Annotated in this window: 25 protein-coding genes; 9 read left to right on the top strand and 16 right to left on the bottom strand. The window is 66.6% G+C overall.

Features of this window, described 5'->3' with window-relative positions:
- Positions 1 to 33: 33 nt before the first annotated feature.
- The 12 genes from IPI56_01275 to IPI56_01220 all read right to left on the bottom strand — a co-directional run bounded on the left by IPI56_01275 (position 34) and on the right by IPI56_01220 (position 14,609).
- Positions 34 to 3,414, bottom strand: a complete 3,381-nt coding sequence (locus IPI56_01275) for an MFS transporter (protein MBK7544373.1) — start codon at positions 3,412 to 3,414, stop codon at positions 34 to 36.
- A 79-nt stretch (positions 3,415 to 3,493) separates the two neighbouring features.
- Complete coding sequence (locus IPI56_01270; GenBank protein MBK7544372.1) at positions 3,494 to 4,291, bottom strand: DUF4105 domain-containing protein; 798 nt, start codon at positions 4,289 to 4,291, stop codon at positions 3,494 to 3,496.
- Positions 4,288 to 5,244 (bottom strand): amidohydrolase family protein, encoded by a 957-nt coding sequence (locus IPI56_01265; protein MBK7544371.1) that lies wholly within the window; start codon positions 5,242 to 5,244, stop codon positions 4,288 to 4,290. Before IPI56_01265 ends, IPI56_01270 begins: the two co-directional genes overlap by 4 nt.
- On the bottom strand, positions 5,241 to 5,771 hold the full coding sequence (locus IPI56_01260) for a hypothetical protein (protein MBK7544370.1): 531 nt from the start codon (positions 5,769 to 5,771) through the stop codon (positions 5,241 to 5,243). Before IPI56_01260 ends, IPI56_01265 begins: the two co-directional genes overlap by 4 nt.
- Before the next feature lie 2 nt (positions 5,772 to 5,773).
- Positions 5,774 to 6,409 carry a 1-acyl-sn-glycerol-3-phosphate acyltransferase gene (locus IPI56_01255; GenBank protein ID MBK7544369.1) on the bottom strand — a complete coding sequence of 212 codons (636 nt, stop codon included), beginning with the start codon at positions 6,407 to 6,409 and terminating at the stop codon, positions 5,774 to 5,776.
- Entirely contained in the window at positions 6,409 to 7,311 is a 903-nt protein-coding gene (locus tag IPI56_01250) for a phosphatidate cytidylyltransferase (protein ID MBK7544368.1), read from the bottom strand. Before IPI56_01250 ends, IPI56_01255 begins: the two co-directional genes overlap by 1 nt.
- A 32-nt stretch (positions 7,312 to 7,343) precedes the next feature.
- Positions 7,344 to 7,952 (bottom strand): CDP-alcohol phosphatidyltransferase family protein, encoded by a 609-nt coding sequence (locus tag IPI56_01245; protein MBK7544367.1) that lies wholly within the window; start codon positions 7,950 to 7,952, stop codon positions 7,344 to 7,346.
- A 2-nt stretch (positions 7,953 to 7,954) separates the two neighbouring features.
- A complete protein-coding gene (locus IPI56_01240) occupies positions 7,955 to 8,761 on the bottom strand; it encodes an MBL fold metallo-hydrolase (protein MBK7544366.1) in 807 nt (268 codons plus the stop codon).
- Positions 8,751 to 10,718 carry a hypothetical protein gene (locus tag IPI56_01235; protein ID MBK7544365.1) on the bottom strand — a complete coding sequence of 656 codons (1,968 nt, stop codon included), beginning with the start codon at positions 10,716 to 10,718 and terminating at the stop codon, positions 8,751 to 8,753. The genes IPI56_01240 and IPI56_01235 overlap by 11 nt, the downstream gene beginning before the upstream one ends.
- On the bottom strand, positions 10,711 to 13,587 hold the full coding sequence (locus tag IPI56_01230) for a DUF2339 domain-containing protein (protein ID MBK7544364.1): 2,877 nt from the start codon (positions 13,585 to 13,587) through the stop codon (positions 10,711 to 10,713). The genes IPI56_01235 and IPI56_01230 overlap by 8 nt, the downstream gene beginning before the upstream one ends.
- Before the next feature lie 33 nt (positions 13,588 to 13,620).
- On the bottom strand, positions 13,621 to 14,154 hold the full coding sequence (locus tag IPI56_01225; protein ID MBK7544363.1) for a helix-turn-helix transcriptional regulator: 534 nt from the start codon (positions 14,152 to 14,154) through the stop codon (positions 13,621 to 13,623).
- A 125-nt stretch (positions 14,155 to 14,279) separates the two neighbouring features.
- A complete protein-coding gene (locus IPI56_01220; protein MBK7544362.1) occupies positions 14,280 to 14,609 on the bottom strand; it encodes a 4Fe-4S binding protein in 330 nt (109 codons plus the stop codon).
- Positions 14,610 to 14,684: 75 nt separating this feature from the next.
- On the opposite strand from IPI56_01220, the gene rpmH reads away from it, so the two are divergent.
- The 9 genes from rpmH (at position 14,685) to IPI56_01175 (ending at position 22,304) form a co-directional block, all read left to right on the top strand.
- Complete coding sequence (gene rpmH, locus IPI56_01215) at positions 14,685 to 14,822, top strand: 50S ribosomal protein L34 (protein ID MBK7544361.1); 138 nt, start codon at positions 14,685 to 14,687, stop codon at positions 14,820 to 14,822.
- Position 14,823: 1 nt separating this feature from the next.
- Positions 14,824 to 15,225, top strand: coding sequence for a ribonuclease P protein component (gene rnpA / locus IPI56_01210; protein ID MBK7544360.1), 402 nt, complete (start codon positions 14,824 to 14,826; stop codon positions 15,223 to 15,225).
- Positions 15,222 to 15,428, top strand: coding sequence for a membrane protein insertion efficiency factor YidD (gene yidD / locus IPI56_01205; protein MBK7544359.1), 207 nt, complete (start codon positions 15,222 to 15,224; stop codon positions 15,426 to 15,428). Before rnpA ends, yidD begins: the two co-directional genes overlap by 4 nt.
- A gap of 9 nt (positions 15,429 to 15,437) precedes the next feature.
- Positions 15,438 to 16,952: a membrane protein insertase YidC gene (yidC, locus tag IPI56_01200; GenBank protein MBK7544358.1), complete on the top strand. Its 1,515-nt coding sequence runs from the start codon at positions 15,438 to 15,440 to the stop codon at positions 16,950 to 16,952.
- Positions 16,949 to 17,917 (top strand): Jag N-terminal domain-containing protein, encoded by a 969-nt coding sequence (locus tag IPI56_01195; GenBank protein MBK7544357.1) that lies wholly within the window; start codon positions 16,949 to 16,951, stop codon positions 17,915 to 17,917. Before yidC ends, IPI56_01195 begins: the two co-directional genes overlap by 4 nt.
- An 11-nt stretch (positions 17,918 to 17,928) precedes the next feature.
- Positions 17,929 to 19,293: a tRNA uridine-5-carboxymethylaminomethyl(34) synthesis GTPase MnmE gene (mnmE, locus tag IPI56_01190; GenBank protein ID MBK7544356.1), complete on the top strand. Its 1,365-nt coding sequence runs from the start codon at positions 17,929 to 17,931 to the stop codon at positions 19,291 to 19,293.
- Complete coding sequence (locus IPI56_01185; GenBank protein ID MBK7544355.1) at positions 19,259 to 20,143, top strand: M23 family metallopeptidase; 885 nt, start codon at positions 19,259 to 19,261, stop codon at positions 20,141 to 20,143. The genes mnmE and IPI56_01185 overlap by 35 nt, the downstream gene beginning before the upstream one ends.
- Positions 20,140 to 21,030, top strand: a complete 891-nt coding sequence (locus tag IPI56_01180) for a cation transporter (protein MBK7544354.1) — start codon at positions 20,140 to 20,142, stop codon at positions 21,028 to 21,030. The genes IPI56_01185 and IPI56_01180 overlap by 4 nt, the downstream gene beginning before the upstream one ends.
- Positions 21,031 to 21,104: 74 nt before the next feature.
- On the top strand, positions 21,105 to 22,304 hold the full coding sequence (locus IPI56_01175) for an MFS transporter (GenBank protein MBK7544353.1): 1,200 nt from the start codon (positions 21,105 to 21,107) through the stop codon (positions 22,302 to 22,304).
- Here the strand turns inward: IPI56_01175 and IPI56_01170 are convergent.
- Genes IPI56_01170 through IPI56_01155 form a run of 4 tightly spaced genes read right to left on the bottom strand, consistent with a single transcriptional unit; the run spans position 22,264 to position 26,201 of the window.
- The gene (locus IPI56_01170; GenBank protein ID MBK7544352.1) at positions 22,264 to 22,992 is read right to left on the bottom strand and encodes a type I 3-dehydroquinate dehydratase; all 729 of its coding nucleotides are present in this window, start codon (positions 22,990 to 22,992) and stop codon (positions 22,264 to 22,266) included. The two genes, IPI56_01175 and IPI56_01170, sit on opposite strands and share 41 nt — an antisense overlap.
- A 34-nt stretch (positions 22,993 to 23,026) precedes the next feature.
- Positions 23,027 to 23,845: a TatD family hydrolase gene (locus tag IPI56_01165; protein MBK7544351.1), complete on the bottom strand. Its 819-nt coding sequence runs from the start codon at positions 23,843 to 23,845 to the stop codon at positions 23,027 to 23,029.
- Positions 23,842 to 25,359, bottom strand: a complete 1,518-nt coding sequence (metG, locus tag IPI56_01160; protein ID MBK7544350.1) for a methionine--tRNA ligase — start codon at positions 25,357 to 25,359, stop codon at positions 23,842 to 23,844. The genes IPI56_01165 and metG overlap by 4 nt, the downstream gene beginning before the upstream one ends.
- Entirely contained in the window at positions 25,356 to 26,201 is an 846-nt protein-coding gene (locus IPI56_01155; GenBank protein ID MBK7544349.1) for a hypothetical protein, read from the bottom strand. The genes metG and IPI56_01155 overlap by 4 nt, the downstream gene beginning before the upstream one ends.
- Positions 26,202 to 26,302: the final 101 nt, after the last annotated feature.

Genomic DNA, 26,302 nt, shown 5'->3' with positions numbered 1-26,302 from the left:
AGGTGAAAGCACTCTGTTCACAAGGGGGAATCCTCAAGACGTCTCGAGGGCGCGGCGGGCAACGGCCTTGGCCTTCACCGTGTCCACCTTGCCGGAGGCGAGGGTGGGCCACTCGTCGACGGGCACGAACATCCGCCGGTCGGGGACCCACAGTTTCGGCATGTCGGAGGCGGCCAAGCGGGCCAACAACTGGTCCGGGGGCTGGCGCAGATTGTAATAAAGGACGGCCAGCTTCTCCCCCTTTTTTTCATCGGGCAGGGACAAGACCAGGAACTGCGCCTCCGGTTCGCCCGAGAGTTCGGCCAGGCGGCGCTCCACCAGCATGTGGGGCACCATCTCACCGCCGATTTTGGAAAACCGCGACAGGCGGTCCGTGATCTCCACAAACCCGTCCTCGTCGACCGCCGCGATGTCGCCCGTGACGTACCAGCCGTCGCGGATCGCCTCGGCGGTTTTTTCCGGCTGGTTCCAATAGCCCCGCATCACGTTCGGGCCTTTGATGAGCATCAGGCCCGGTTGGCCGTCGGGCAAGCGCGCTCCGGTTTCGGGATGGACGATGCGCACGGACACGCCCGGCAGGGGCCGTCCGACCTTGCCGGGTTTGTTGCCGATCTGATACTCCGTCGCGTGCCGGACGCTCAGGACGCTGACGCAGGCGACCGGCGACAGTTCCGTGGTTCCGTACCCTTCGATGATGGGAACGCCCAGGGTTTCCTGGAACTCCCGCGCGAAAGTCTGTTGAAGTTTTTCCGCGCCCGTGAGGGCGAAGCGCAGGCGTTTCACGTCGTCCTTGTCCAATTTCTTGAACCACATTTGCAAGAAGGTCGGGGTGGCGATGAGGACGGTGACGCTTTCCTCCTTGATCATTTTTTTGATGGCCACCGGCTCGAGGGGGCTGCGGTGATAGGCCACTTGGCACCCCGACAGGAGGGGCAACCAGAACGTGCCGGTGAACCCGAAGGAATGGAAGAACGGCAAAACCCCGAGCAGGGTGTCGCGGCCCGACAGTTGGAAAGTTTCCTGAAGCCCCTGTATGTTCGCGTGGATGTTGCGGTGCGTGAGCATGACGCCCTTGGGCGTGCCGGTGCTCCCGCTCGTGAAGAGGAGCGCCGCCAGGTCGTCGACCCCGACGTCGGAATGGGGCGCGACCAGGCGCTCGACCCAGCGCGCGGGCATGAGACGGAAAGCCAAAAACGCCGCCAGGGCCTTGGGTTTGGGGGCGCGGGGCAGATCCTCGAGGAACACCGCCCGGGCGTCGTCGCCCCATTTCACGGCCTCCAACATTTTTCGGGCGGTGAGCAATGCCGTGATCCCGGCCTCGCGGCAAATTTGGTCCACGACCCCCCGGCCCAACGAGTAGTTGAGGTTCACCGGCACCCGCCCGGCGAACAGCAGGGCCAGGTTCACCACCGCCGCCGCGCCCCCCGGGGGCAGGAGGACGCCCACGTTTTTTTCGGGAGGCAGGATCTTGTTCAACCGCCGTGACAGGAGCAACGCCCCCGTGGCGAGCTTCCCGTAGGAGAGGCGCAGGCCCGTCGTGTCCGAGAGACAGGGCGAGAGCCATTGGCGACGCGCCTGACGGAAGAAATGCTGGTGCAGCGGGCGCAGCGCGTCGAGCCGGTGTTCAAAGGCGGCGGCGCCCAGATCGAGGACCGCTTGCCGGACCTCGTCGGCTTTCGCTGTCGACGGGAGGGGTCGGCCGAAGGAGATTGTCACCGGGTAGGGCAGTTGGCGCGGAAGTTTCCAAACAAAACTGCCCCGTTCGAAGCTGAACACGCTGCCCCACACGCGGTCCAAATGCACCGGCACCAAGGGAACGTCCAACCCCTCCACGATCCGCTCGAATCCCTTGCGGAACCCGAGCGTTTGCGCCAACCGGGTCACCGCCCCCTCGGCGAACACGCAGGCCACGTGACCGTCCTCCAACCGGTGGCGAACTTCCTGAAGAGACCCGAGGATCTGCTTCGGCCGGTCGTTCGCCGAGATCGGGATCACATCCATGAGTCTTACGAAAGGTTTGATCCAGGGAATTTCAAACATTCCCCGAAACATGAGGAACCGGATCCACCGGGAGGTCGCGCCGCCGATCAAAAAAGGATCGACGTAGGACACGTGGTTGGGCAAAAGGAGGGCGGCGCCCTTGGTCGGAACGTTCTCCCGGCCGATCACTTTGATCCGATAGATGAGGTGGGTGAGCCCATAGAGAAAGAGCCGCAGCGGCGCCTGGGGGATAAAGAACGCGATCCCCAGGGCGGCCAGGGACGACAGCACGCCGAGAACGAAAAAGACTTGAGCGGGGTCCGTCTTAAATATTTTTGAGGCCGCCCAGAGAAACGCGCTGCCCAAAAGGATGGCCACGAAAGAAAAGAAGTTGAGGGTGGACAACACCCGCCCGCGTTCCTTTTCGGGGCTGCGCAACTGCACGAGGGTGGTCAAAGGGATGACGAAAAGACCGGAGAAAAACCCCATCAGGCCCGCGTCGATCAAGACCCGAACCAGGGACCCGTGGGCGAAAAAGAGGTCCAGGGTGAAAACGCTCATGCCCACCGCGCCGAGGGGGACAAGCCCCAGCTCCACTTTCTCCTTGGACATCTTTCCGGCCGCCAGGCTTCCCAGGGAAATTCCGATCACCACCGCCGTCAAGAACAGACCGGACACCGCATCGCCCAGGTTCATCACTTGTTTAACGTAGGTGAAGGCGTTCAAATGCAAGACACCGCCCAAAAACCAAAACCAGGACAGGGCCAGCACCGCGCGAAAAAGGGCGCGGTCCCCGCGAATCAGGCGCGTGTTGGCGACGATGTCGGGCAGGGGGTTCCAGCGGACCTCCTGGGCCGGGTTCGCCGGCGGCACTTTTTCTATGAGCGTTGCGGCGCCCAGACTCAACAGCGCGCCGACCCCCGTCAAAAGGGCCACGGCCCACAGGTGGTTCGTCAACAGGGCCCCCGCCACGTTCCCGCCCAGGATCGCGACGAAGGTGGTGGCGTTTAGGAGGGCGTTGGCCTGGGTCAACCGGTCCGCCCCTTTTAATTCCGGCAACAGGCCGTACTTGGCGGGGCCAAAAAAGGCGCTTTGCGCCGCCAAGAGGAACAACCCCGTCATTAAAAACGCGACGCTGGATTGAAACAGGCCGATCAACAGAAGGGCGACCACCCCGATGTCGACGGTCTTGGTCAACACCACCACCCGGGCTTTGCTCCAGCGGTCGGCCAAACGGCCCGCCGCCAGGGAAAACATGAGAAAAGGCAAAGCGAAAACCAAACCGGAGAGGGCCACCAGTTCCCGGGACGCCGCTTCCCCCCGCCAGCGCACGATCAACAGGGCCGCCACCGCCTGGAAAACGTTGTCGTTAAAGGCGGCGAAGAATTGCGCGGTCATGAGCGCCCGGAACGAGCGCGTCGAACGGTCGGTCATGGAATATCCCCCGGAAAGCAACCGACCTTAGTATAAGGGCCGCGCTCCTTCAAAACCAGGATTTTCTCGGGTGGGCGCCTCATCTTGTCGGAGGGTCTTCGTTGGCCGGACCGGCCGGGGGCGCGACCCGGCAACGGACGCGGAGGTCTTCCGGGCTCCCCTCCAGGGCGAAGAGACCCCGCGCGGCGACCTCTTTGTCCAAAAAGCCCGGCAACAGGAACCGCCATCCGCGGCCGAAGGGGCGATCGACCAAGGTGTTCACGTGCCGTCGGATGTTTTGGGCGCAGTTGTTGAACGCGGTGTTGTAGAACTCGGGTTTTTCGGTCAGGGCGGCGGCGCGCGCCAACATGTCGTCCAAAAGCCGGCGAACCGCCCCGGGCTCCGCCCGCAGGGGGTAGAGATACAACGTTTGACCCCGACCCACGGTGCGTTGGTCCAGGGCGTCCCGCTCCGTCGAGACCACGTACATCAATTCGTACCGTCGGCACAGCCCCCGCCAGGGGGAATAGCTCTCGCCGCGCCGCCGTCGGGCCTCCGCCGAAACCGTGATCGCGTCGCCGTTCGCCAGACCGAAGCTCAGCATCAAATGGGCGGGCCCCCGGCGGCGGGCCGACAGGGGGACCACCGCCAACCGGAGAGACACCACATCGCCCGTCTTGAAGGCGAAGTCCCGGTAAAAGGGCCGGGGACCGTCGGCGGTCCAGGAAAAATCTCGGAGGCCACGCAGGACCCGCCGGTCGCCGTCTTTCGACAGGGTTGTCGCGCCGGCGAATTCGGGCGCCCATTCGCCGCGGGCTTTTCCGCGCGCGCACCAGATCCCCGCCCCCAAAAACACGACCCCGACCGCCCCCAGGATCGAAAGAGACCGTCTCTTCACCGCCACGGCACCCCCGGCCGGGGCGACAGGCCCAGAGCCGCCAACACGCGCGCCTGCCGGTCAAAGGGGTTCGGGGTCCGCCGCGCGCCGTTCCAGGCGCCCGCGTGGCCGATCAAGAGAGGCGGGAAGGCGAACACGGGCAGCGGGTAGTCGGTGCCGAACACCATGCGCTCAATCAAATCGGAACGGCGGCGCAACCTCAACAACATGCCCACCCGGTTCGGCAGGGTCAGGGCCGAGGCGTCCCAATAAAAATGGGGGTAACGTTGGACGAATTCCACCAGGGTTTTCCAATGGGGTTCATGGAAAAAAAGCCCTTGGCTCGCGCCGTGAGCGGCGATCACCGTCACGCCTTCCTCCAGGGCGATCCCCAGTCGCGCCGGGTCGCCCACCGACTGGTCTTTGCCCAACAAACTAAATTCGTACCCGACGTGCGAGAGGAGGGGCAGGCGGTGCCGCGCCAGCGCCCTGTAAAACGCGCGGTACCGTTCCTCGCCGGGGTTGAAATGTTGGGTGTTGGGCAGCACCTTCACCAGGAACGCCCCGCCTTCGGCGCACCGGGCGGCCTCGTCGATGGCGTCGCGGCGGGCGGGGTTGATGGAGACCCCCGCCAGCAACCGGCCGGGGTGCGCGGCGACCGTGCGCAGCACGTAATCGTTGGAGATTAAAAATTCGGTTTCCGATTCGTTCCGTCGCCCGTCGGCATCATACACCCCGTCCAGGCCCAGGACCACCGCCTGAGCCGTGGTTTCGGACTCGTCCAAGCGCTGAAGGAGGCGCTCGACGTAAAGCCGGTTGGTCCCCGCCGGGTCGTGGAGGGGTAGCCCCAACCGCGCAGCGACGGTTCGGAACAACAGCCCGTTCAGCATTTTTTTAGAAATGAAACAGCCGTTGTCCCCCTCGGGCAGGGCCGCGAGATGGACGTGCACATCGATGAGGTTTTTTTGATTCACGCTCCCACCCCCGCCCAATACAGTCCGTAACCCAGGGCCCACAAAACGGCCCAAAGGGTCCAGGCCGTCCGGCGACGCGACGGGCCCAGAAGCCGCGACACCCCCGCCGCCCCCGCCGCCATCAGGAGAAAACGCAGTCCCCGCGCCGGCACGCTGGCGAGCAAGAACGGAAGCGCGCGCATGGAATTTTCCGGGGCGCGGACGGCGTACACCTTGTAGGGAATTCCCCGGGCCGGACCGCGCAGAACGGCCAGGGCACCCTTTTGCTTGAAATCCGCGTCGGCCCTGTCGACCATGCCGGAACGCACGAAGGGCACCCGCAGCACAAACGCGCACGCCCCGTCGGGGTCACGACGGGCGAAGGAGAACATCACGGCGCCGGCGACGAGGGCCCCCGCCAGGGCCCACCCGCTTTGGCGCAGGGCCTTACGAAATGAGCCCAGCGCCGTGGCCGTGAGCAGGGTGTCGGGCAGGAGAAAAAAAGCCGTTCCCTCGGCCAGACCCCACACAAACGCCAACGCCGACACGCTCACTCCCAGGCGGGGAGCGAGGCCCCCGCCGCCAAATCTCGAAGTCGCCCTTCCAGGGTCGCCATGTAGACGTCGCGGTCGCCGCCCCAGGTCACCGGTTCGCCGATGAAAACATCGCAGAAAAACGGGACCAGCAGGGCCTCGCCCCGCGGCAGGGCCTTGCCGAGCCCGTGGAGAAATACCGGCGTCACGGGCACCGCCGGGTGCCGTTTGGCGATGTGGGCGATGCCGCTGCGGAACTCTTTAAAAGTTTCCGGCTCCCCCCGCGTTCCCTCGGGAAAAAGGATCACGATGTCCCCCTGGGTCAGGGCGTCGTCGATCCCGGCGAGTGGGTCGACGCCGGGGCGGGGTTTCCGGTCCAACGGCAGAATGTTCATGACGCCCCGGGCGAAGGCCTCGCGCCCACCGCCCCGGCAAAAATAATCGGCCGCGGCCACGGGCCGCAGATGGCGAAGTCGGCGCAGCGGGAAGAGCGTCATCAGCACCAGCGTGTCAAGATGACTGTTGTGGTTGGCGGCGAGGATCGCGGGGCCCCGGACCGGCAGACGTTCCCGGAAACGCACGTTGAGCCCCATCACAATCAGGACCAGGGGCCGGACCACCAACAGAAAAAAGAGGGTCTGCCAAAAACGCATCAGTAGTGGAGGTAATAGATAAAGTGGAAAAAGATCATCGCTGTGAAGGTGAGGCTGTTCACCCGGTCCAAAACACCGCCGTGCCCGGCGATGAGCGTGCCGCTGTCTTTCACCCCGAGATCCCGCTTCAACGACGACAAATTGACGTCCCCAAAAAAACCGCCGACGCTGACGAGGAAACCGGCCAGGAGCGCCTGGGGGCGGGACAGGGGGGTCAGCCAGGGGCCGATCAATCCCCCCAGGACGATCGTCGTCAAAACTCCGCCGATCAGGCCTTCCCAGGTTTTGTTGGGACTCACCGTTGGCACCACTTTGTGACGGCCGAAACTTTTCCCCCAGATGTATTGGGCCACGTCGTTAAACTGGGTCAGAAAGACCAGGGTCAGGACCAGCCCCGCGCCGCCCGCGGCGGGGTTCCGCTCCGGGGGCAGGACCAGAAGAAAGCTCACGTGGCTCAGGGCGAAGACGGTCATCATCAGGCCCCAGTGCAGGGTCCCCACGGCTTTCAAAAACCCCTCGGTCTCGCCCACGAGCACCATACGGATCGGAATCCACATGAACATATAGACCGGAATAAAGATGATGAACATGCCGTACCAACCCCGCGCCACCCAATAATATTGAAAGGGAATGGCCAGGTAGGTCCAGAACAACACCCGGCGGTCCGCTCGACGGGTGGGGATGAGGGACAAATATTCCTTGAGCGCTAGGAAAGAAAGGAAAGCGAAAAAAGCGATGGACATTTTGGGTCCCGCCGCCAGGGCGGCGGCGAAGACGCCCACCATGATCCACCAGCTTTTGACCCGTTGGGACAGTTCCTGAAAATTGGACGCCGGTTTGAGACGACGGAGTAGCGCCGTGACGGCGCTGGCGGCGACAAGAAGTCCGAACAGCCCTCCCACGGCCCAACGCAGGGCCGGGGTCCAGTCGGGCCTCACGGGCGGGCCTCTTTCAAGGCGTTCTTGGCGCGGTTCCAGACCGTCTGAAGCAGAAGCACGATGGCGAGGCCCTGGACCACCGTCAACCAGCGGCCGGCGGGCACCCCCAACCCCAGCAACAACCCCAGCGCGCCGAACAACAGGGCGCGGTCGCTTTTGCCCAGCGGCCCGTCATACCGTCGGGCGGCCCCGATCTGGATCGCCACGACCCCCGTCATTTCCGTGGCCGAGGCCAGAAACACGATGGCGACGACGAACACGGGGGAGAACCCCGGCCAGAGGGCCAGGGGAGCGTACAGGGCCGCGTCGGAAAAGACGTCGCCCAACTCGTTCAGCACCGCGCCCCGGGCCGACTTTTGGTTGTGCTCCCGGGCGAGCATGCCGTCGATGGCGTTCAACGCCATGCGGACCGAAAGCACGGCGGGAAGGAGAAACAGCCAGCGCGGGTGGCCGGCCTTCGCGACCAACACCGCCCCGGCGGCGAAAGACAGGACCACGGCCGCGATCGTCACCTGGTTGGCGGTGACGCCCGCCCGTGCCAAGGCCCCCACGGCGGGCCGCAACAGCGCCTGGAATTTGGGTTTCACATCATAGACACTGGGCATACTCAATCCTCCCGATTTAAAACCATCGTCAACGATTCGCCCGGACGAAGAAGCCGGCACACGGTTTCCGGTGTCACCGTCCCCAAGAGGTTTTGGAACACCTCCGGGCCCACCGACGGCTTTCCCGTGATCCAATGGCCGAAGGTTTCCATGTGGATGGGGACGACCGCTTTGGGTTTTACCCAGGACACCGCCCGCGCCGCCTGGCGGAGGGTCCAGATGTTTCCGATCACCGGCGTCCCGGCATACGGCATTAACATGAAATCAATGTTCTCGCCGGCCAGATTCTTCAGTCCGTTGAACAACTTGGAATCCCCGGTGAAATAAGTTTTGGTCCCGTCCATTTCAATCAGATATCCCACATTGTGCCAAGCGTTGTGACGGGCCTTGACCGCTGTGATTTTGACGTTTTTGCAGTTCCAACTTTCCCCCGGTTTCAAGTCAACAACTGTAAATCCCTGCTTACGCAAACGTCGGCCCCTTCCCCAGGGCATCACCAAAACGGGTCGGGGCGTCAACGCTCGGATCGCGTCGGGATCGAAATGGTCGGGATGGGTGTGGCTGATCAGAACGACGTCCACGGGGGGCAGCTCCGCGGGAGTGCGCGACGGGAGGACCCGGCGCCGGAGCCACAACATCTTCGGCTTGAAAAAAGGATCGGTCAACAAGGTCGCCTCGGTGCCTTCCAGCAAAACCGTGGCGTGGCCGATGAAGGAGAGGCGCGGCCGCTCGGCCACATGGGAGTGCACCGCGATCGATAGGAAAGCGGCGCCAAGGCACAGGATCGCCCAGCGCGTTTTACCGACCACGATCCCCCCCCGAATCCCCTTGAGATTCCGGAAGCAGCCGCTGGACCGCGAACAACAGGGCGGCGGTCACCAATATCAAGACGACCCAAAACAAGGGGCCCGTCGCCCCCCGGCCGAGGCCCCACCGACGTTTCAGTTTCTCCTCGGGGCCGACGGGAACGGCGTCTTTTTGGGCGGCCAGGAGCTCGTCGGCCACCATCGCCGCGTCGTAGACCGGGAACGACGCCTCGGGCCGACCGTAATAAAGCCAGAGCGCCCCGGGCGACGATTTGAAGACCAGTTCGTAACTGCGGTAATGGGCCTTGAAAGACCGCACGGTCAAGGGGGCGTTGTCGCCGTTGTCGATTTCCAACACAAGGGTGTCCCCCCGGGGCGCCTCGACCAGGGTCAACACCAAACGGTCCGTCCCGCCGGCGCGGCGCCATGGGGTTTGGGCCAGGGTCATCGCCCAGGGTTGACCGTTGGGGGTGGTGCGGTTCTCAATGACCCGCAGCGGCCGTTGAAAGAGCGTCTCGGCCGCGTTCAGTTCGATGTGTGTGATCGGCATGCCCTCGAAGGGGAGACGGATTTCCCAACGGCTCGTTTTTTCGGGGGCGTTCTTGGCCGCGACGAGCTCCAAGGCCACGTCGTGGTACCGGCCGGAGCGGTCGTAAACAAAGGGGATTTGCCGCCCGTCCCGCACGAGACGGAGATCGCGGCCGTCGGAGGCCCCGTGCACCAGGGCCGACAGGGGCACTTCCACCTTTTGAACGCCCAGGGTTTTGATTTCCACCGGCGCGCGGTGGCGCCACCCCCCGCCGTCGAAGGGCGCGGCGGGGCCGTCCAACAGCGGCGCCACCTCGGGCGCTTGGTGATCGGGGTTCGCGACCAGGGGCCCCAGGACCGCCGCGGACGGCGCGGTGTCCACCGCGGGCCAATCGTAACGGGGCGCGGGCGCGCCGGGGTGGCCGACGGCCAAGCGCAGAGGACGTCCGTCCGATGAAAAGCGCAGTTCGGTCGGAACGACCCGGGCGGCCACCGACGTCAGTCCCAGGGGCGGCGCGTCGATGTTGGTCACCACCAGCATAATCTCGCGAACGTCCAAACGGCGGTTGACGGGCACGAACAGGGCCTCGGCCCGGGCGCCGTTCGCCTCGGTGCGGTACAGGGTCGTTTCCCCCAGGATTTCCTCAACAATCTGCCGACCGCCGGGGGTTTCAACGCCCGCCCAGCGCCGGGCCACGACGCGGACGCGGCGTTGAAAAAACGCCTCCGGCGTGACGACCGTCAACCCGTCGATAAAGAGGTTGCGGGCGGGAAGGGCCAGGGTCAGGCGGGTCTCAAAAGGGCGCTCCTCACGCGCGGCGACGACCGCCGCGACGGACTCCGTGTCGGGAACGCTGTCCCCCGCCAGTCGCAGGGCCGCCCCGGTAAAAGGCACGGGCGCGCCCCCCCGGTCGTCGACCCGCACGCGAAATTCGCCCAACCGACGGGCCGGAAAAGGCAGTTCCCGGTTCTCGGCCCCGGAGCGGGCGCGAAAAATGGGCCGTGATTTCCAAAGGGTTTTCCAAACGCCGTCCTCCCGAACCTCCAGGGACACCGACTTCAAAAATTCCCCCTCCGGCGACTCCAGCCGCAGGGCGTCGACGGCGGCGTCCGGGGCGCGGCCCGCCAACACCGTCGCCCCCGACTCCAGCCGGGCGTCCAGGCTCTCGACATTCGCCCACCGGGCGGCCGAGCGCGCGGGTTGGTGAATCACGAAGGGCTGTTCCACCCCCTCCGCGTCGAAGACCCGCACGTCGCGCAAATCCGTCGACGCGCGGTCCAGCGCGGCCGCCGGCAGGCGCACCGCGGCGTATCCTTTTGGGGAAGCCTTGAGGTCCGCCCCGTGGGACCAGGCCGACGGCAGCGGGGCCTCGGCCCGGACGGGGGCGACGGCGAAAGCCAAAACCAGAAATCCGAGGGATCGTTTATTCACGGGACGCCTCCTTGGCGCGCGCTTGGTAGTGCTGAAAGAGGAAGGAGCCGAGGATCAGCATGACGGCCAGCCCGGCGAAGGCCGCCGAGCGGAACAGGGTCGTGAGCCGCCAGACATCGTGCAGGTACAGTTTACCGATGGTGACCCCCAGGAGGGCGAGGCCCGACCATTGGGCCGTCTTGAGCCGACGAACAAGCCCGGTCACGATGAGCCCCAAACCGAAGAGGCCCCACCCCAAGGTGTAGGCCAGGTCCTGGGCGAGGGAGCCGCGCAGATTGAACGTCAAAGCCGCGCCTTCGCTAAAAAAATCCGCGATCTCGATGTTGAGGAGCAGGAACAAAAGCCCCGTCCCCAGGGCCGCCAACAGGCCCGGCGCGCGACGTTCCCAGCGGCCCGGCGACGGCGCGGCGGGCCAGAGCCGCGCCGCCAGGAAAGCGCAAAGGGCCGTTGCGCCGTAGGCGTACAAATACCAGTTGAAGAAACGCGCCCCGACCCGCGGGTGATAATCGAAAATGGCCGGGTTCAAGGCCAGACGCGCGAAGGCCACGGCCACGAGACCAAAAGCCCAGGTCTTAAGGCCCGGGTGGGGAATCCGACGGTAAAGCCACAGAAGCGCCACCCCCTCCAACGCCCAGGCGAGGGTGAGCCATTCCTTGTCGAACTGCAGCGGGAATATCAACGTGATGAAAAACAGCGCCACCGCGCCGAAGAGGGCGAGCAGGCTTTGCCGGTGGGGAAAATCCCCGGGGAGGCGCCGGAAAGCCCCCACCAGGGCGATCAAAGACACCGCGGCCCAGGCCGCCGGCAGGAGGCCCCAGCGGCCCGCCGGATCCACCGCCGAAAACGCGTGGTGGTAAAGGAAAAAATGCACGGGGCCGGATAGGGCGGCGCCCATCCAGACGAACCGATTCCGGGCGAACCGCGCGCCGCCCAGAAAGGGCACCAAAAGGAAACCGAGCGCGAAGGCGGTCGTCCAGGCCAGGGTCGGCCATATCGCCGGCGGCGCAAAAGCCGCGACCTGCCAGGCGTATTGAACGAACCCCGCTCCGCCCAGGGCCACGAGCGCCACGGCCGCGACGCTTCGGCCCGCAAACCCCGCGATCCCGAGGAGCAACGCGCTGACGAGGGCCGTCACGCCGAAGAGCGCCGAAGGATCCGCCGGGCGCAGACGCCCCGCCGCCGTGGCGAGCAGGATGTGGGGCAACGCCCCGGCCAACGCCGGGAAAAGGAACCGGCTCTCGGCGGGCCAGCCCCGCGGGGATTCTGTCGCCGGGAGCTGCGCCCGCGCGGACCGCCGCGCCCACCACAACCCCGCTCCGGCGAACACCAGCCCCATGGCCCCGACGACGACCAGCAGTTCGGCCAACCCGCCCGCCGACAAGCGGGGTATCCAGGCGTAAATGGAGAAGAAGGTCAGGACCAACGCCGCCAGAGCCACGGCGAAGAAACCGGTGGCGACCGCCACCCCCAGCGCGATGAGGTTGAGCCCGAACAACACCGGCCACACAAAGACCGACACCGTGAGATCGCTCAACAACCCCGCGGTGAGGGGCAACAGCAGCGCCGCGGGAAAGAGTTGGCTCACCCACCGGCTGCCTTTCGGCGCTCCCCGCCGCTCAAACACCAGGGCGAGGGCGCCGTGCATACCGCCGACCAATAGATAGGCGGCCAAAGCCGCCGGGAGCGTGGCGGCCGTGAGATTGTTTTCCGTCCAAGAGAACAGGATGAGAAACAAAAGAATGCCCGCCGCCGTGTAATAACGGTGCCCCGCCGGTCGCCGCAGGGCCAGAAACGCCGTGGCGGCGTCGGCCCCGAACAGCGCGGCCATCGGGAACGCCGTCGACGGCAAATCCCGCCCGAACCGCCCCAGGAGCGCGCCCGCCATCAGGAGGGCAAAGAGGGGCAGGGCCCCCGCGGCGTGCCCTGTCCAGCGGTCGTCTTTGCCGAGTTTCTCCAATCGGAATTGAGCCGCCGCGAAAAACGCCGTGAACCACAGGCACACCCCGGCGGCCACGTTCACGTTGGCCAATCCCGGGAACTTGTTCCACCATCCCGCCATCACCAGCGCGGTGCCGCCCGCCGCCAAAAACCAAAGGAAACCCCACCCTTTGCGGGCCACCAAGGCCCACAGGCCGACATTAAGGAGCGTGATGTAACCGAAGAGGCCCAGGGGCCGGTCCACGCCCGTGGACACGAGGGGCGGCACCAGAAACCCTCCCAACAACGCCAGGACGGCGATGTAGCGGGAATTCATCCGGGCGGCGAGCAAAAACGACAGGACCGTCACCAGGGTCAGAAACCCGAAGGTTTCAATGGGCCCCAGAAAACCGTAAAGGGCGTGGGCCGAAAAACACACGGCGTAGAGGGAGGCCGCGCCCGCCGCGGCGAGAGTTTGACCGGTGACGTCGTAACGGCCGTGGAGTTTCAATCCCAACAAAACGGCGACGGCGCCCAGAACGAACCCCGCGCCCACGCGCATGACCGGGGTCAGCCAGCCGTTGTCGATGGAGTACTTGGCGAAAAACACGGCCCCCAAAAACAAGGTGAAGCCGCCGATCCAACTCATGAGTTTCACGGCGGTGAAATTCTCCCAATGGATCAGGGGAGGGCGCGGCGCGCGGGGCGGCGGGGGCGGGACGGCCGGGCGCGGGGCGGCGGGTTCCGGCGCGGGGCGGGGTGTCGGCGGGGGCGGCGGGGGCGGGGGCGGCGTTCCCGCGGGCGCCGGAACATTTTCCGCGACGCCGCCGCGGAGGGCGGCGAGGCGTTTTTCCAACCGCCCCAGGCGCACCAGGGCCACAATGGACAAGACCAACGCCGTCACCGGCACCAACAACAGCGCCGCCACCGCCATCACGATGAATTCGCCCATGATTCCGCCCTCCTTAAAATGAAATGCAACCGCTTATTTTTTCAACGCCCGCCAAAGGGATTCCGTCACCGACTCGGTCTCTTGCCGCAAGTCCCGCCCGATGCCCTCCCGGAACCTCACCACGCACAGGCGGATGACCGCCCCGAGCACGATCGACCCGGCGACGTAGGGATCCATGGGACGGAACGCGCCCTTCGCCCGGCCGTCCTTCACCAACTCCAGAACCACATGGCCCGGGTGCTTGAACGTGGCCGGGAATTTGTCCAGCTCGCGGTGCTCCGATAGTATTAAATAGGTGAACAAATCGCGTTCCGATTCAAAGGCTTCGAAGGCCGTCGCGACGAAGGCCCGCAACTGGGCCCGGCCCGGGGCGGCGCGGTTGATCCGCGCCGTTAACTCGTGTGAGAATTCATTTACATGGACGGCGAAGAGGGCGTAGGCCAGATCCTCTTTGCTTTTGAAGTGGCGGTAGAGGGCCCCCTCCGACACCCCGCCCGCGGCGGCGATGTCCTTGATCGTTGTCCCGTCGATACCCTTGGCCACGAACAAACGCACCGCCGCCCGCATCACGCGGGGAAGCACCGTCTTTGTTTTGGCCGCGTCCACGATGAATTTCACAACCCCTCCTTTGTAATGTGAGTGTTCACTTACATTTTAGACCCGAAAGCGGGGTTTGTCAAGAGTCGGCGGGATTAGATTTTGACCGGGAAGGGCGAAACGGCCCCGGGGCGGTCGGTCGCAGAGCTTCCGACACCGGGGGCGGCAGAGCCGCTGACGCGGGGCACCATGGCGATGGCGTCCCAGGGGCAGATCTTGAGGCAAAGCGTGCAGCCGGTGCAGCGGTCGACGTTCACTTCGCAGACGATGAGCGTCGTGGGTAAGGTGATGTCGTTGGAGACTTTGACGATGCAGTCGTCGTGGGGCATGACCGCCATGCAGGCCTCGCACCCGGTGCATCGGTCGGGGGAGATCTCCGCGATGGTGCGGGATTTGCGCGTGGGGGCGGTCGGGGCGGCGCTCATGGGGACATAGTTTAGCCGCTCGGCGCGCCCCTGTCAATTTGACACCCCCCCGCGGCAAAGCTAAAATGCGGCTCTATGCCAAAGCGTACATTTCAACCCCATAAGCGCCGGCGCAAGAAAACCATCGGTTTTCGCGCCCGGATGGCCACGGCCGGTGGGCGCCGCGTTTTAAAGCGGCGCCGTCAAAAGGGCCGCTGGAAACTGAACCCATAAGGTGGACCCGTTGCCCGGAAGGGCGACGGACGCCGTGACCCATCGGACCTTCCGCGCCCACGAGCGCATGAAGGGTCGGGACAATTTCTCCCGGGCCCGGCGGCGCGGCCGTCGGTGGTCCGGCCGTTTTTTGGTCCTCTGGGCTTTTCGCCGGGAGGAGGTTCCTGCCCGGGCGGCGCGTTTGGGCCCCGTGGTGAGCCGCCAACACGGCGGCGCGGCGCAGCGCAACCTTTTCAAGCGCCGTCTGCGGGAAATTTTCCGCCAAAAAAAGCCCCCCCGGGGCTGGGACCTGGTGATCACCGCCAAGCACGGGATCGCGCCTTTCCCCCCCAGCCACCGGGAGATGGAGCGGGACTACACGGCCTTGACCGCGCGCCTGTCGTCGGGAGAAAACGCCGTATGAAGTATTTTTTTGTTGGGCTCATCCGCCTTTACCAATCCCTGGCCTTCGCTTGGAAAGGCCGGTGCCGGTTTTGGCCCACCTGCTCGCACTACGCCGCCGAGGCGTTCGAACGCCACGGCGTCGCGCGCGGCCTGTCCCTCACGGGACGGCGATTGACCCGCTGTCGGCCCTGGGGCGGCCACGGCTACGATCCTGTCCCCTGAGAGACCTTCGTGAAATCCAATTACATCGTCGCCTTCGTCCTTTCTTTCGCCGTCCTGCTCGGCTGGGATTACTTCGTCGTCCGGCCGCGCAAACGCGCCGCCCTGTCCGCCGAAGCCCCGATCACGGCGCCCGCGGCGGCGGGCGCCCCGGCGGCCTCGGCCAACCCCGCGGCCCCGGCCCCGGTGAGAAAAGAAAACCTCGTCGTTTACGAAATCGGCGAGAACCGTCTCTCCATCAACCGCTGGGGCGGCGCCGTGGCGCAGTGGGAAATCCTCGAAGACGGCCGGTGGCTGACCCTGGTGCCCCGGGCGGACATGCCCCAACAGGGGTTGGGAACGTTTCCCGAACTTGAATTCCGCACGGCCCAGGAGGGCGACACCTTGACGCTCACCGCCGCGCGACCCGATGGGTTGCGGGTGGAGAAAACCCTGCGCTTGTCCGACACGCACATCCACACCCTGGGCGTTAAAACCCGCAACGCCGGCAAAGCCGACATCGACGTCAACCTTTCGATCGGCTGGGGACCCGGCATCGAGGCCGGCGACGAGGCCGGCGCGAAGGGCGGCGCGTCGAAGGGCACCCAGCGCGCCATCGTGGCCGAGGGAGACACCGTGCGCCGGGTGAAAGCCGGGGCCTTCACCGGCGATTTCCGCTGGTGGGCGGTGGACGGCCATTACTTCCTGGCCGCCTTCGTTCCCGGACAACCCGGCGCGTCCACGCTGCGGGTGTCCGAGTCCGACGATTATTTCGCGGTCGACCGATCCCGCGTCGAGACCCTGCGCCCCGGCGACGAACGGGGGACGACCCTGACGTTCTACATCGGGCCCAAAATCCTGGCCGATCTCAAGGCCACGGGCCTGGGCCTCGAAAAGTCCGTCAATTTCGGCACCTTCGCGCCCTTGGCGCGGCTCATCCACACAACCCTTCTGACCTTCCACAAGGCGACGAAGAATTTCGGCTGGTCGATCATCCTCCTGACCTTTATCATCCAAGCCTTCGTTTTGCCGCTCACGATCAGCAGCTTCAGGCACGGGCAAAAAATGAAGGCCGTCCAACCGCAAATGAAGCGGCTCCAAGAGCTCTACAAAAACGACGCCCGCCGGTTGAACGTGGAGATGATGGAACTCTACAAGCGCCACGGCCTGCGGTTCATGGGACTGGAAGGCTGCTTGCCGGTGTTTATCCAAATGCCGGTCTTCTTCGCCCTCTACAACGCGCTCCGCAGCACTTACGAACTGCGTCACGCGCCGTGGATCGGGTGGATCAAAGACCTTTCCCTGCACGACCCGTTCTACGTGTTGCCCGTGCTGATGGGCGCGGGAATGTTCTTTCAACAAAAAATGTCCATGGCCAGCATGGACCCGTCCCAACGGCAAATCATGTACATTATGCCCGTCATGTTCACGTTCTTCTTCCTGAAAATGCCCTCGGGGCTCGTGCTCTATTGGTTGACCAGCAGCCTGCTGGGCATCTTGGTCCAGGTGATCCTCACGAAGCGGCACGCCGCGGCGGCCCGGCCGTGAACGATTGGATCGGCGAAGGCCGCACGACCGAAGACGCGGTCGCCCGCGGGCTCGCCCGCTTGAAGTTGCGGCTCGACCAGGTGGAGGTCCAGGAGCTGGGCGAACGACAGAGCGGATTGCTCAGCATGTTCGGTTTTCGCCGTGTCAAAGTGCGCCTGGTGGAAATACCCCGCAAAGGCGTGCGCTTCGACCGCCGCCTGGACGACGAGCGTGGCGACCGTCGCCACGAACACCGGGACGAGCGCGGCGGCCGCGCTTCGGGACGGCGGGACGAACCACGAACCCGTCGGGAATCCCCCGGACCCCAAAAGAGCGAACGGCGCGACGCCCGCCGCGCGGACGGCCGGGGCAAAAACCGTCCCCCGCGCGAAGAGCGCCGGCCGGACCGCGAACCCCGCGAGGCGCGCAAACCCGCCCCGCCCCCGCGGCCCCCCGAACGGCGCGACGCCCCCGCGGCGCCGCGGCCCGCGGTGGCGCCCGAGGTTCTGTTGGGACAATGGAAAGACCTCTTTGGCTGGGACGATCTCACCTGGGAAACCAAATCCGAGGAGGGGAGGGTCGCGTTCCTGCTTCAGACCTCCCGCGCCGCGCGCATCGCCGGCGGGGGCGCCCGGGGCCTGGAGGCCCTGGAATATCTTTTTAACCTCGTCTCCTCCGGGGGCGACCGGGAAAAACCCTGGGTCGCGTTTCGGTTGGAGGGCTTTCCCACCGCCGAAGAGGGTCGCCTGACCGACAAGGCGCTCTTCGCCGCGTTCCAAGTCCGGCGCACGGGGAAACCCTTCCGCATGGACCCCATGCCCCCGGCCCAGCGCCGGTTGATCCACCAAGCCCTGGCCAACCACCCCGACGTGGCGACCGCCTCCGAAGGCGAGGGGGCGAACCGCCGCGTGGTCGTGGTGCCCCGGGGCGGCGCCGCCCCGGACGCCGCGGGCGCGGGCGAGAACCCGACCCCTCCCATCCCGTAACCCTCTTTCCCATGACGGACACCATCGCCGCCATCGCCACCCCCTTGGGCGCGGGCGGGTTGGGCGTGCTTCGCCTGTCGGGACCGTTGGCCGTTTCCATCGCCGACGGCGTGTTTCGGACGAAGACCCCCCTTTCCCAGCCCCCCCCCCGCGGCGCCCGGCTCGGTGAGCTCCACGAGGACGGCGTCGTCCTCGATCAAGCCCTCGCCCTGGTGTTCCGCGCCCCCCGTTCCTACACCGGAGAGGACGTCGTGGAATTTTCCTGCCACGGCGGGCCGGCGGTCTTGCGCGGGATCCTGGATTTGCTTTTGCGGCGGGGCGCCCGGGCGGCCGGCCCGGGCGAATTCACACAGCGGGCTTTCTTAAATGGGAAAATGGACCTGAGCCAGGCGGAAGCCGTGGCCGCCTTGATCGGCGCGCGGTCGGCCGCCCAGGGCCGCCTGGCGCTCAACCACTTGCGCGGGGGGCTCGCCCGCGAAACGCGCCCTTGGCGTGAAAAATTGCTGGCCCTTTTGGCGGCGCTCGAGGCGAACCTCGACTTCGCCGAAGAAGAGGTTCCCGACCTGCCCCGGCAGCGCCTGCGGGAAACGGTCGCCGAAATCGGGGCCGCCTTGGCGGCGTTTTTGGCCGCGGCGCGGGACACCCGCGCCTGGCGGGAAGGTTGGCGCGTGGCCCTGGCCGGGCGGCCCAACGTGGGGAAGTCGTCTTTGTTCAACGCGCTTTTGAAAGCCGACCGGGCCATCGTGACGCCGCTGCCGGGCACGACGCGGGACACCCTGGACGAAGCGGTCGTGTGGGACGGCCTGCCCGTGGTTTTAACGGACACCGCGGGGCTTCGCCGCGCCGAGAACCCCGTCGAACGGGCGGGCCTCGAACGGGCCCGCCGGGCGGCCGAAACCGCGGACGCGGTCCTCTGGGTCGTCGACGCCGCGGCCGAACCCGCGGCGGAGGACCGGGCGGCGTTTCGTCCTCCGACGGAGGGCACGGGGATTTTGGTTTTGAACAAATGCGACCGACCGGTGCCAGAGAACGCGGAAAGCCTCTGGCGCGCTTTCTTGGGCGCGCCGGCGATTCCGGCGGTGCGGGTGTCGGCGGTGACCGGCGCGGGGTTGGCGGACCTGCGCCGCGCGGTGACCGACGGGGCCACCGGCGGGCGGGACCCCCACGAATCGGCGGCCGCCCTCAACGCCCGCCAGACGCAGCTCCTCCGCGACGCGGAGGCCGCCCTGGGCCGCGCGGCGGCCGATCCGGGTCCGGACGAGGCCGTGGCCCTGGACCTGCGCGAGGCGCTCGCGCGCTTAAACGAAATCACGGGGGACGGCGCCCCCGACGAGGTGATCCATGCGGTTTTTTCGAATTTTTGCATCGGCAAGTAAAAGCCTCCTCTTGGCCGGACTGCTCGGTCAAGCGGCCGCGACGGCCCGCGCGGCCGGTCGAACGCCCCCGCCTTTCACCGTCGAACCCTCCACCGTCACCGCGGGGCGCACTTTTTCGGTGGTGGTGAAAAACCGGCGTCCGCCCCCCGCGGCGCGGTTGCGCTACGACGGCAACGCCGCGCGGTTCTACGAAATCGCACCCCGCACCTGGCGCGCCTTGATGGGCGTCAAACCCACCGATTCGGGCGGCGTGCGGATCGCCACGGTGACATGGCGCGGGAAACACGCCCCCATCGCGATCGTGCGGGTGGTCCCCGGGAACTATCCCGTCAGCCGTATCCGCCTGGCCCCCGCGCGGGACCGCCTATACACCTCCGGCGCCGTCGGGCGCGACGCCGAGCGGGTGGCGGCCTATTACAAGGAGCCCGGATTGACGGAGCGCCGGTGGAACGCGGCCTTCCTCACGCCGTCCACGGGCGTCATCACCACGGTTTTCGGCGCCCGGCGCCAATACGGCGATCGCCCGGCCACCAGCCCCCATTCGGGAACCGACATCGCCAACAAAGCGGGCACGCCCATCGTCGCCCCCGCGGCGGCGCGCGTCGTTTTCGCCGAGTGGCTGGAAAGTTTCGGACACACGGTTCTCCTCGACCACGGCCAGGGGGTGTTCACTTACTACATCCACATGAAGGAGCGGCTGGTTCAAAAGGGGCAGGAGGTTCAAACCGCCCAACCCATCGGGCGGATGGGCGCCGAGGGCGTGGCCACGGGCCCGCACCTGCATTGGTCCATGGTGGTCTCGGGAGAAAAAGTCGACCCCTTTGAGTGGACGGAACGGTTCGTCCCATGAACCCCCACTCCCACACCCACAGGGACACCGACCGGCGGCCCCGGGCGGCGCTCGCCTTCGCCGTGACGCTCACGGGCCTCGTGTTTGTGGCCGAACTGTGGGGCGGCCTGCGGAGCGGCTCCCTGGCCCTCCTGTCCGACGCCGGGCACATGTTGATGGATTTCCTGGGGTTGGTCATCACGCTGGTCGCGCTCCGCCTGTCGGCCCGCCCGGCCTCCGACCGCCGCACCTTCGGCTGGCACCGCGTGGAAGTGTTGGCGGCGGCGGTGAACGGCCTTTTGGTTTCCGCCCTCGCGGGAGGCCTTTTGTGGGAATCCGCGTTGCGGTTGCGGCAACCCGTCCTGCCCCGACTTCCCCCCATGATCGGCGTGGCCGTCCTCGGGCTCGTGGCCAACCTGTGGGTCGCGGCGCGGTTGCGGGGCGCGGCCCGGCACGACTTGAATTTGCGCGGGGCGTTTCTGCACGTCACCTCCGACGCCCTCGCCAGCGTGGGCGTCATCGGGGCGGGTCTGGTCATGGCGGCCACGGGCTGGGCGGTGCTCGATCCCTTGATCGGGATCGGCATCGCCGGTGCCATCCTCTTTAACGCCTTCCGGCTCCTGCGGGAAGCCTTGAATTTGCTCCTGGAAGGGGTGCCCCGGCATCTTCGCCTCGACGAGGTGCTGGCGGCGGTCAAGGCGGTGCCGGGGGTGGTCGATCTCTCCGACGCCCACCTGTGGGGGCTCTGTTCCCACATGGTCAGCCTGTCGGCCCACATCACGGTGGACCCGGCCCGGTGGGACGATCAACCCCGGCTGCAAAATGAAATCGCCGCCCGACTGCGGGACCGGTTCGGCATCGGCCACGTGACTCTCCAAATGGAGAACCGCGCCTGGACGCGCCCGTAGTCCCCCGCCGGGCCGTCGCGGCCTGGGCCCTGTACGATTTCGCCAATTCCGGTTTCGCCGCCACGGTGTTGGCCGTGGTCTTCAATGTTTACTTCGCCCAGCGGGTGGTGCCCCCCGAAGGGATTTCAATCGCGGGCCACGTCCTGCGGGGGCCGTTCCTTTGGGGCGCGGCGGTGGCCCTCTCCACCTTCGTGATATTCGTCCTCGCGCCCCTTCTGGGCGCTGTCGCCGACCTGGCCGGTCGAAAAAAATCCTTCCTCGCCTTTTTCTGGACCCTCGGCGTGCTCGCCACGTCGGGTCTCGTGTTCGTCACCCCGGGCCGCGTGGGGCTGGCCATGGCGCTGTTCGGCCTCGCCAACATCGGCTTCGCGGGCGGCAACATTTTCTACAACGCGTTCCTGCCGGAGTTGGCGCCGCCGTCGCGGCAGGGCCGCGTTTCGGGCCTCGGTTGGGCGGTGGGGTACTTGGGGAGCTTCCTCTGCCTGGGGCTGAATCTTTTGCTCATCCGTTTTCCGGAAAAATTCTTTTTGTCCCCCGCCAACGACGAACCCGTCCGGGCGGGGCTCCTGGCCGTCGGGATCTGGTGGGGCCTGTTCGGCTGGCCGCTCCTGGTTTGGGGACCGCGCGACCGCCCGCTCGACACCCGATCGCCCGGGACCTGGGCCCGCCGGGGGTGGGCGCGTTTGGTCCGCACCGGGAAGGACCTTGGACGGCATCGCAACCTCTTGGTGTTCATGGGGGCTTTCGCCCTCTACAACGACGGCATCGAAACCCTCATTCTGACCGCCTCGCTCGTCGGCGCCGGGCTCCTGGGCATGACCCCGGGGGAACTGATCCTCTGTTTTCTCATGATCCAGGCGGTGGCCTTCGCGGGGGCGCTCCTGCTGGGTCGCTGGGCGGACCGGGTGGGATCCAAACGGGTGATCCTTCTCACGTTGGCGGTCTACGTCGGGGTTTTGCTCAAAGCCTATTTTTTGGAGAGCAAAAACGAATTTTGGGCGTTGGGGGCGGTGTTGGGTTTCGTGTTGGGGGGCAGTCAGGCGGCGAGCCGTTCCCTCATGAGCCGCCTTGTGCCGCCGGGGCAGACCGCGGAATTCTTTTCGTTTTACGGAATCGTGGCGAAGTTCACGGCCATCGCGGGACCGCTGGTGTTCGGCGTCGCCGCCCAGGCCTGGGGACTGCGGGCCGCGACGCTCTCGTTGTTGCCTTTTTTCGTTCTCGGGGGGGCCTTGCTTACGTTCGTGCGGGACGGCGCGCCGCCGCCAGCTCGCTGACGGGCGGCTGGCCCGGGGCCAGCGGTTTGCGGACATAACCGAAAGTCATCAAAGACCCCGACACAAAACCGTTCGCCCGCGCGGCCCGGCCCAGGGGCCCCATGGGGATGAACACCTTCCGTCGAAAATTCCCGTTTTTACAAAAGGCCATGAGGCGGTCCACGTCGGCGGCGCGCGCGGCCCGGCACGCCACCTTGACGATGTCCCCGCCCAGCCGGCGCGCCTTGGTGAGCCAGCGGGCCAGCGTGGCGTTGTCGGGCGTGCGCTTGAAGTCGTGCGCGGACAGGATGACGAACTTTTTGCGTTTGTGGGCTTCGAAGACGACGTGGCTGTTGATGTCGTCGGCCCCGAGTTCAACGTCCACGCCGTCCACTTCCGAAAGGGCGGCGCGGATCAGGGCCAGGCGGTCCTGTTCGCGGAATTTTTTGGAGAGCCCTCCGCCTTCCTCCCCCCGGCGCAGCGTCAGCAGGATATTCCGGCGGGAGGCGGCCCGGGCGGCCCGAATCAGCGCGCGAAGCGCCAGGGGCTTGCACTGGGCGCGGCCGAACAGGTCGGCGCGCACTTCGATGACGTCGGCGCCCTCCTGGGCCGCCCGACGCGCGTCGGATTCCAACCGGGCGGCGTCGCCCAAACTGGCGACCACCAAAGGGCGGCGGCCGAGTCCGGCCGGAAGATGTCGCGCGCTCATCGTGCGTTAAGAATAAAGCAATGCCGAAGAAAAATCAATGGGCAGTTGCGCCTTCGGGCAACCGGTAGAGCCGGCGCGCGTTGCGGGTGGTCGCGGCGGCGACGTCCTCCGGCGGCGCGCCGAGGAGCGCCGACAGGGCGGCCGCCACCGCGGGGACGTGGGCGGGTTCGTTGCGTTTCCCCCGGTGGGACTGGGGCGGCAGGTAAGGGCAATCCGTCTCCAGGACCAGCGCGGTCAACGGCACGGTGGCGATCATGGCCCGCAGGGCGGCGGCCTTGGGGTAGGTGATCGGCGCGTCCACGCCGATCAGGAACCCCCGCTCCACGAAGCGCCGCGCGTTGTCGATCGTCCCCTGGAAACAATGGGCCACGCCGACGGGCGCGGGCCCTTGGGACGCGCCGACCGCGTCGAGGACGTCCAACACGTCCCGCTGGGCGCGCTCCTCCCCCGCGGCGTCGCGGCAGTGGAGGACCAACGGTTTGCCGGCCTCCAGCGCCGCGCGCGCCAACGCGGCGAAGACGCGCCGCTGAACCTCCGGCGCGGGGTCCGGGCGATGGTAATCCAGGCCGATTTCCCCGACCCCGACGCAGGCCGGGTGGCTCAACGCCGCGCGCAGCCGCGCCACCAGCCCCTCGTCCGCTTGGCCCGCGTAATAGGGGTGAAAACCGGCGCACCAAAACACGACCCCCGGGAAGCGGTCCGCGAGGGCCCGGGCCTTGGGCCACCGGGGCTCTTCCTCGCCGATCTCCACCACGACGCCCACGCCGGCCTCCCGGGCCCGGCGGAGAACGTCGTCGCGGTCGGCGTCGAAAGCGGCGTCGGCCAGATGGGCGTGCGTGTCGATCAGGGTCACGAATCTTTTCGAGGGAAGAGGGGCGCGCCTTTGGCGATCCGTTGGCCCGGCGCGAAGGCGACGCGGCCGTCGGTCAAAAGGGCCCGGGCGCCGTCGGCGAGCGGGGCGGGTTCCCCCAATTGGCGCCAAATCTCGACGGTGATCGTCGGCATGAAGGCGTGGAGCCCGACGGCGGCGGCCTTGAGGGCCCGGGCCATTTCGCTCAAGACCCGTTGGGCCCGGGGCCCGTCGGTTTTCACCAGCTTCCAGGGCGCGGTGTCCTCGGCGTACTTGTTCGCCCGGGCGACGAGCGCGGCGATGTGTTCCAAGGCTTCGTGGAAGGCCAATCCGTCGATGGCCTCCCCGATGTCCCTCGCCCAGCCGCGGGCGTCGGCGGGCAGGAGGTCCTGGGTGCCTTCCGCCAACGCGCCGCCGTAATTCTTTTCCAGCAACGTCAGCACCCGGTTGAGCAGGTTGCCGAGGCCGTTGGCCAACTCGGCGTTGTAGCGGCCGAGCAGGGCCTTTTCGGAAAAATCGCCGTCGCCGCCGAAAGGCACCTCGCGGAGCAGGAAATACCGGAAGGCGTCGACGCCGTAGCGGTCCACCATGACGTGCGGGTCGACCACGTTGCCCCGGGACTTGGACATTTTCTCCCCTTCGACGGTCCACCAGCCGTGGGCGAACACGCTCCGGGGCAATTCCACGCCCAGCGCCATGAGCATGGCGGGCCAAATCACGGCGTGGAACCGGAAGATCTCCTTGCCCACCAGATGCACGTTGACCGGCCAAAATTCCTTGAAGAGGGCGCCGCCGCCGTCGGGATGGTAGCCGAGGGCGGTGATGTAGTTCGTGAGCGCGTCGATCCACACGTAGATCGTGTGCTTCGGGTTGGCGGGAACGGGAATGCCCCAGGACACCTTGGTCCGGCTCACGGACAGGTCGCGCAGGCCCCCTTTGACGAATTGCACGATCTCGGGCGCGCGGAACCGCGGGCGCAGGAAACCGGGGTCCTTCTCGTAGTGGGCCAGCAAACGGTCCTGGTACTTCGAGAGGCGGAAGAAGTAACTCTCCTCGGTGAGTTTCTCCACGGGGCGGGCGCAGGTGGGGCATTTTCCGTCCACCAAATCGCCCTCGGCCCAAAAGGTTTCGTCCGGCACGCAGTAAAGCCCCTCGTAGGACCCGAGGTAAATGTCCCCCTGTTTCAACAGCTTTTCAAATATGGCCTGGGCCACGCGCTTGTGCCGGTCCTCGGAGGTGCGGATAAAATCGTCGGGGGTGATCCCCAGGCGGTCCCAGAGCGCCCGAAACTTCCCCACGACCCCGTCGAGATAGGCCGCCGGGGTCTGGCCCGCCGCGGCCGCGGCCTGGGCGATTTTGGAACCGTGCTCGTCGGTGCCGGTCAAGAAATACGTCCGGGTTCCGCCCAGGCGTTTCCAGCGCGCGAGCACGTCGGCGGCGATGGTGGTGTAGGCGTGCCCGATGTGGGGCACGTCGTTGGCGTAGTAAATGGGCGTGGTCAAGTAATAGGGGTTCATGAAATCTCTCCCCGCCGTTTGGCGGCGCGACGCAAGTGAAGCAACAGGTGTTGGACCGTCAGCGACACGGCGGCGTTTTGCCGCAGGCGCGTCAATGCGGAAAAAACCCGGCGGAGGTCCTCCGGGCCGCGCGTCCCCGCCCGCGCGTCGGCCTGGCATTGGGCCAGCACGCCTTCCAAGAACCGCTCGGCGCCCCCCCGGCCGAGACGCGGGTTTTGAAACCCCTCCCCCCAGGCCAGCAACTCGCTCAAGGGGGCGTTCTCCCAATCGAAACGCAACCCTTCGGCCGCGTCCAAGAGCGTTCGGGCCTTCAACACCGACCCCTCGGCCCCGCGCACCGCCCGCGCCAGATCGTCGCCCGTGGCGTCCAACCGGTCGCCCGTCAAGATCCGGGTGAGGGCTTCCACCGACAGGGGCGAAAACCGCACCCGCTGGCAACGGGACCGCAGTGTGGGCAAAAGGGCGCCCGCCTCTTCGGTGATCAGCACGAGGTGGGTGCCCGGCGGCGGTTCCTCCACCAATTTCAAAAGGGCGTGGGCGGCCGCCTCCACCAACGCGTCGGCCGGCGTGATGACGGCGACCTTGACACGACCCTCCATCGGCTTCAGCCGGAGCGCCGATTCCGCGCGTCGGACGGTGTCGATTTTGAGGCTGCGTTGCTTCTCCGGCTCTTCCTTGAGGAGGGCGGCCTGGTAGGCGAAATCCACCCACAACAGATCGGGGGGGGCTCCCCCCTCGGCCTTCCGGCAGGAGGGGCATTCCCCGCAGGGCGCGGCGGGCGCGCGCGGGGCGGCGCAGAGGAGCGCCGTGGCGAGGGCCCGGGCGGCGGTTTTTTTCCCCACGCCGGCCGGTCCCGAAAAATGTAGGCGTGGGGAACCCGTCCGGCTTCCAAAGCGGCGGTCAAAAGCCCCACGGCCGCGTCCTGGCCTTGTAGAGACCGGAA

It is taken from the genome of Elusimicrobiota bacterium, from assembly GCA_016706425.1.
GTDB lineage: Bacteria > Elusimicrobiota > Elusimicrobia > FEN-1173 > FEN-1173 > JADJJR01.
The sequence above is the reverse complement of the archived record's forward strand: the minus strand, read 5'-3'. Positions and strand labels throughout refer to the sequence as shown.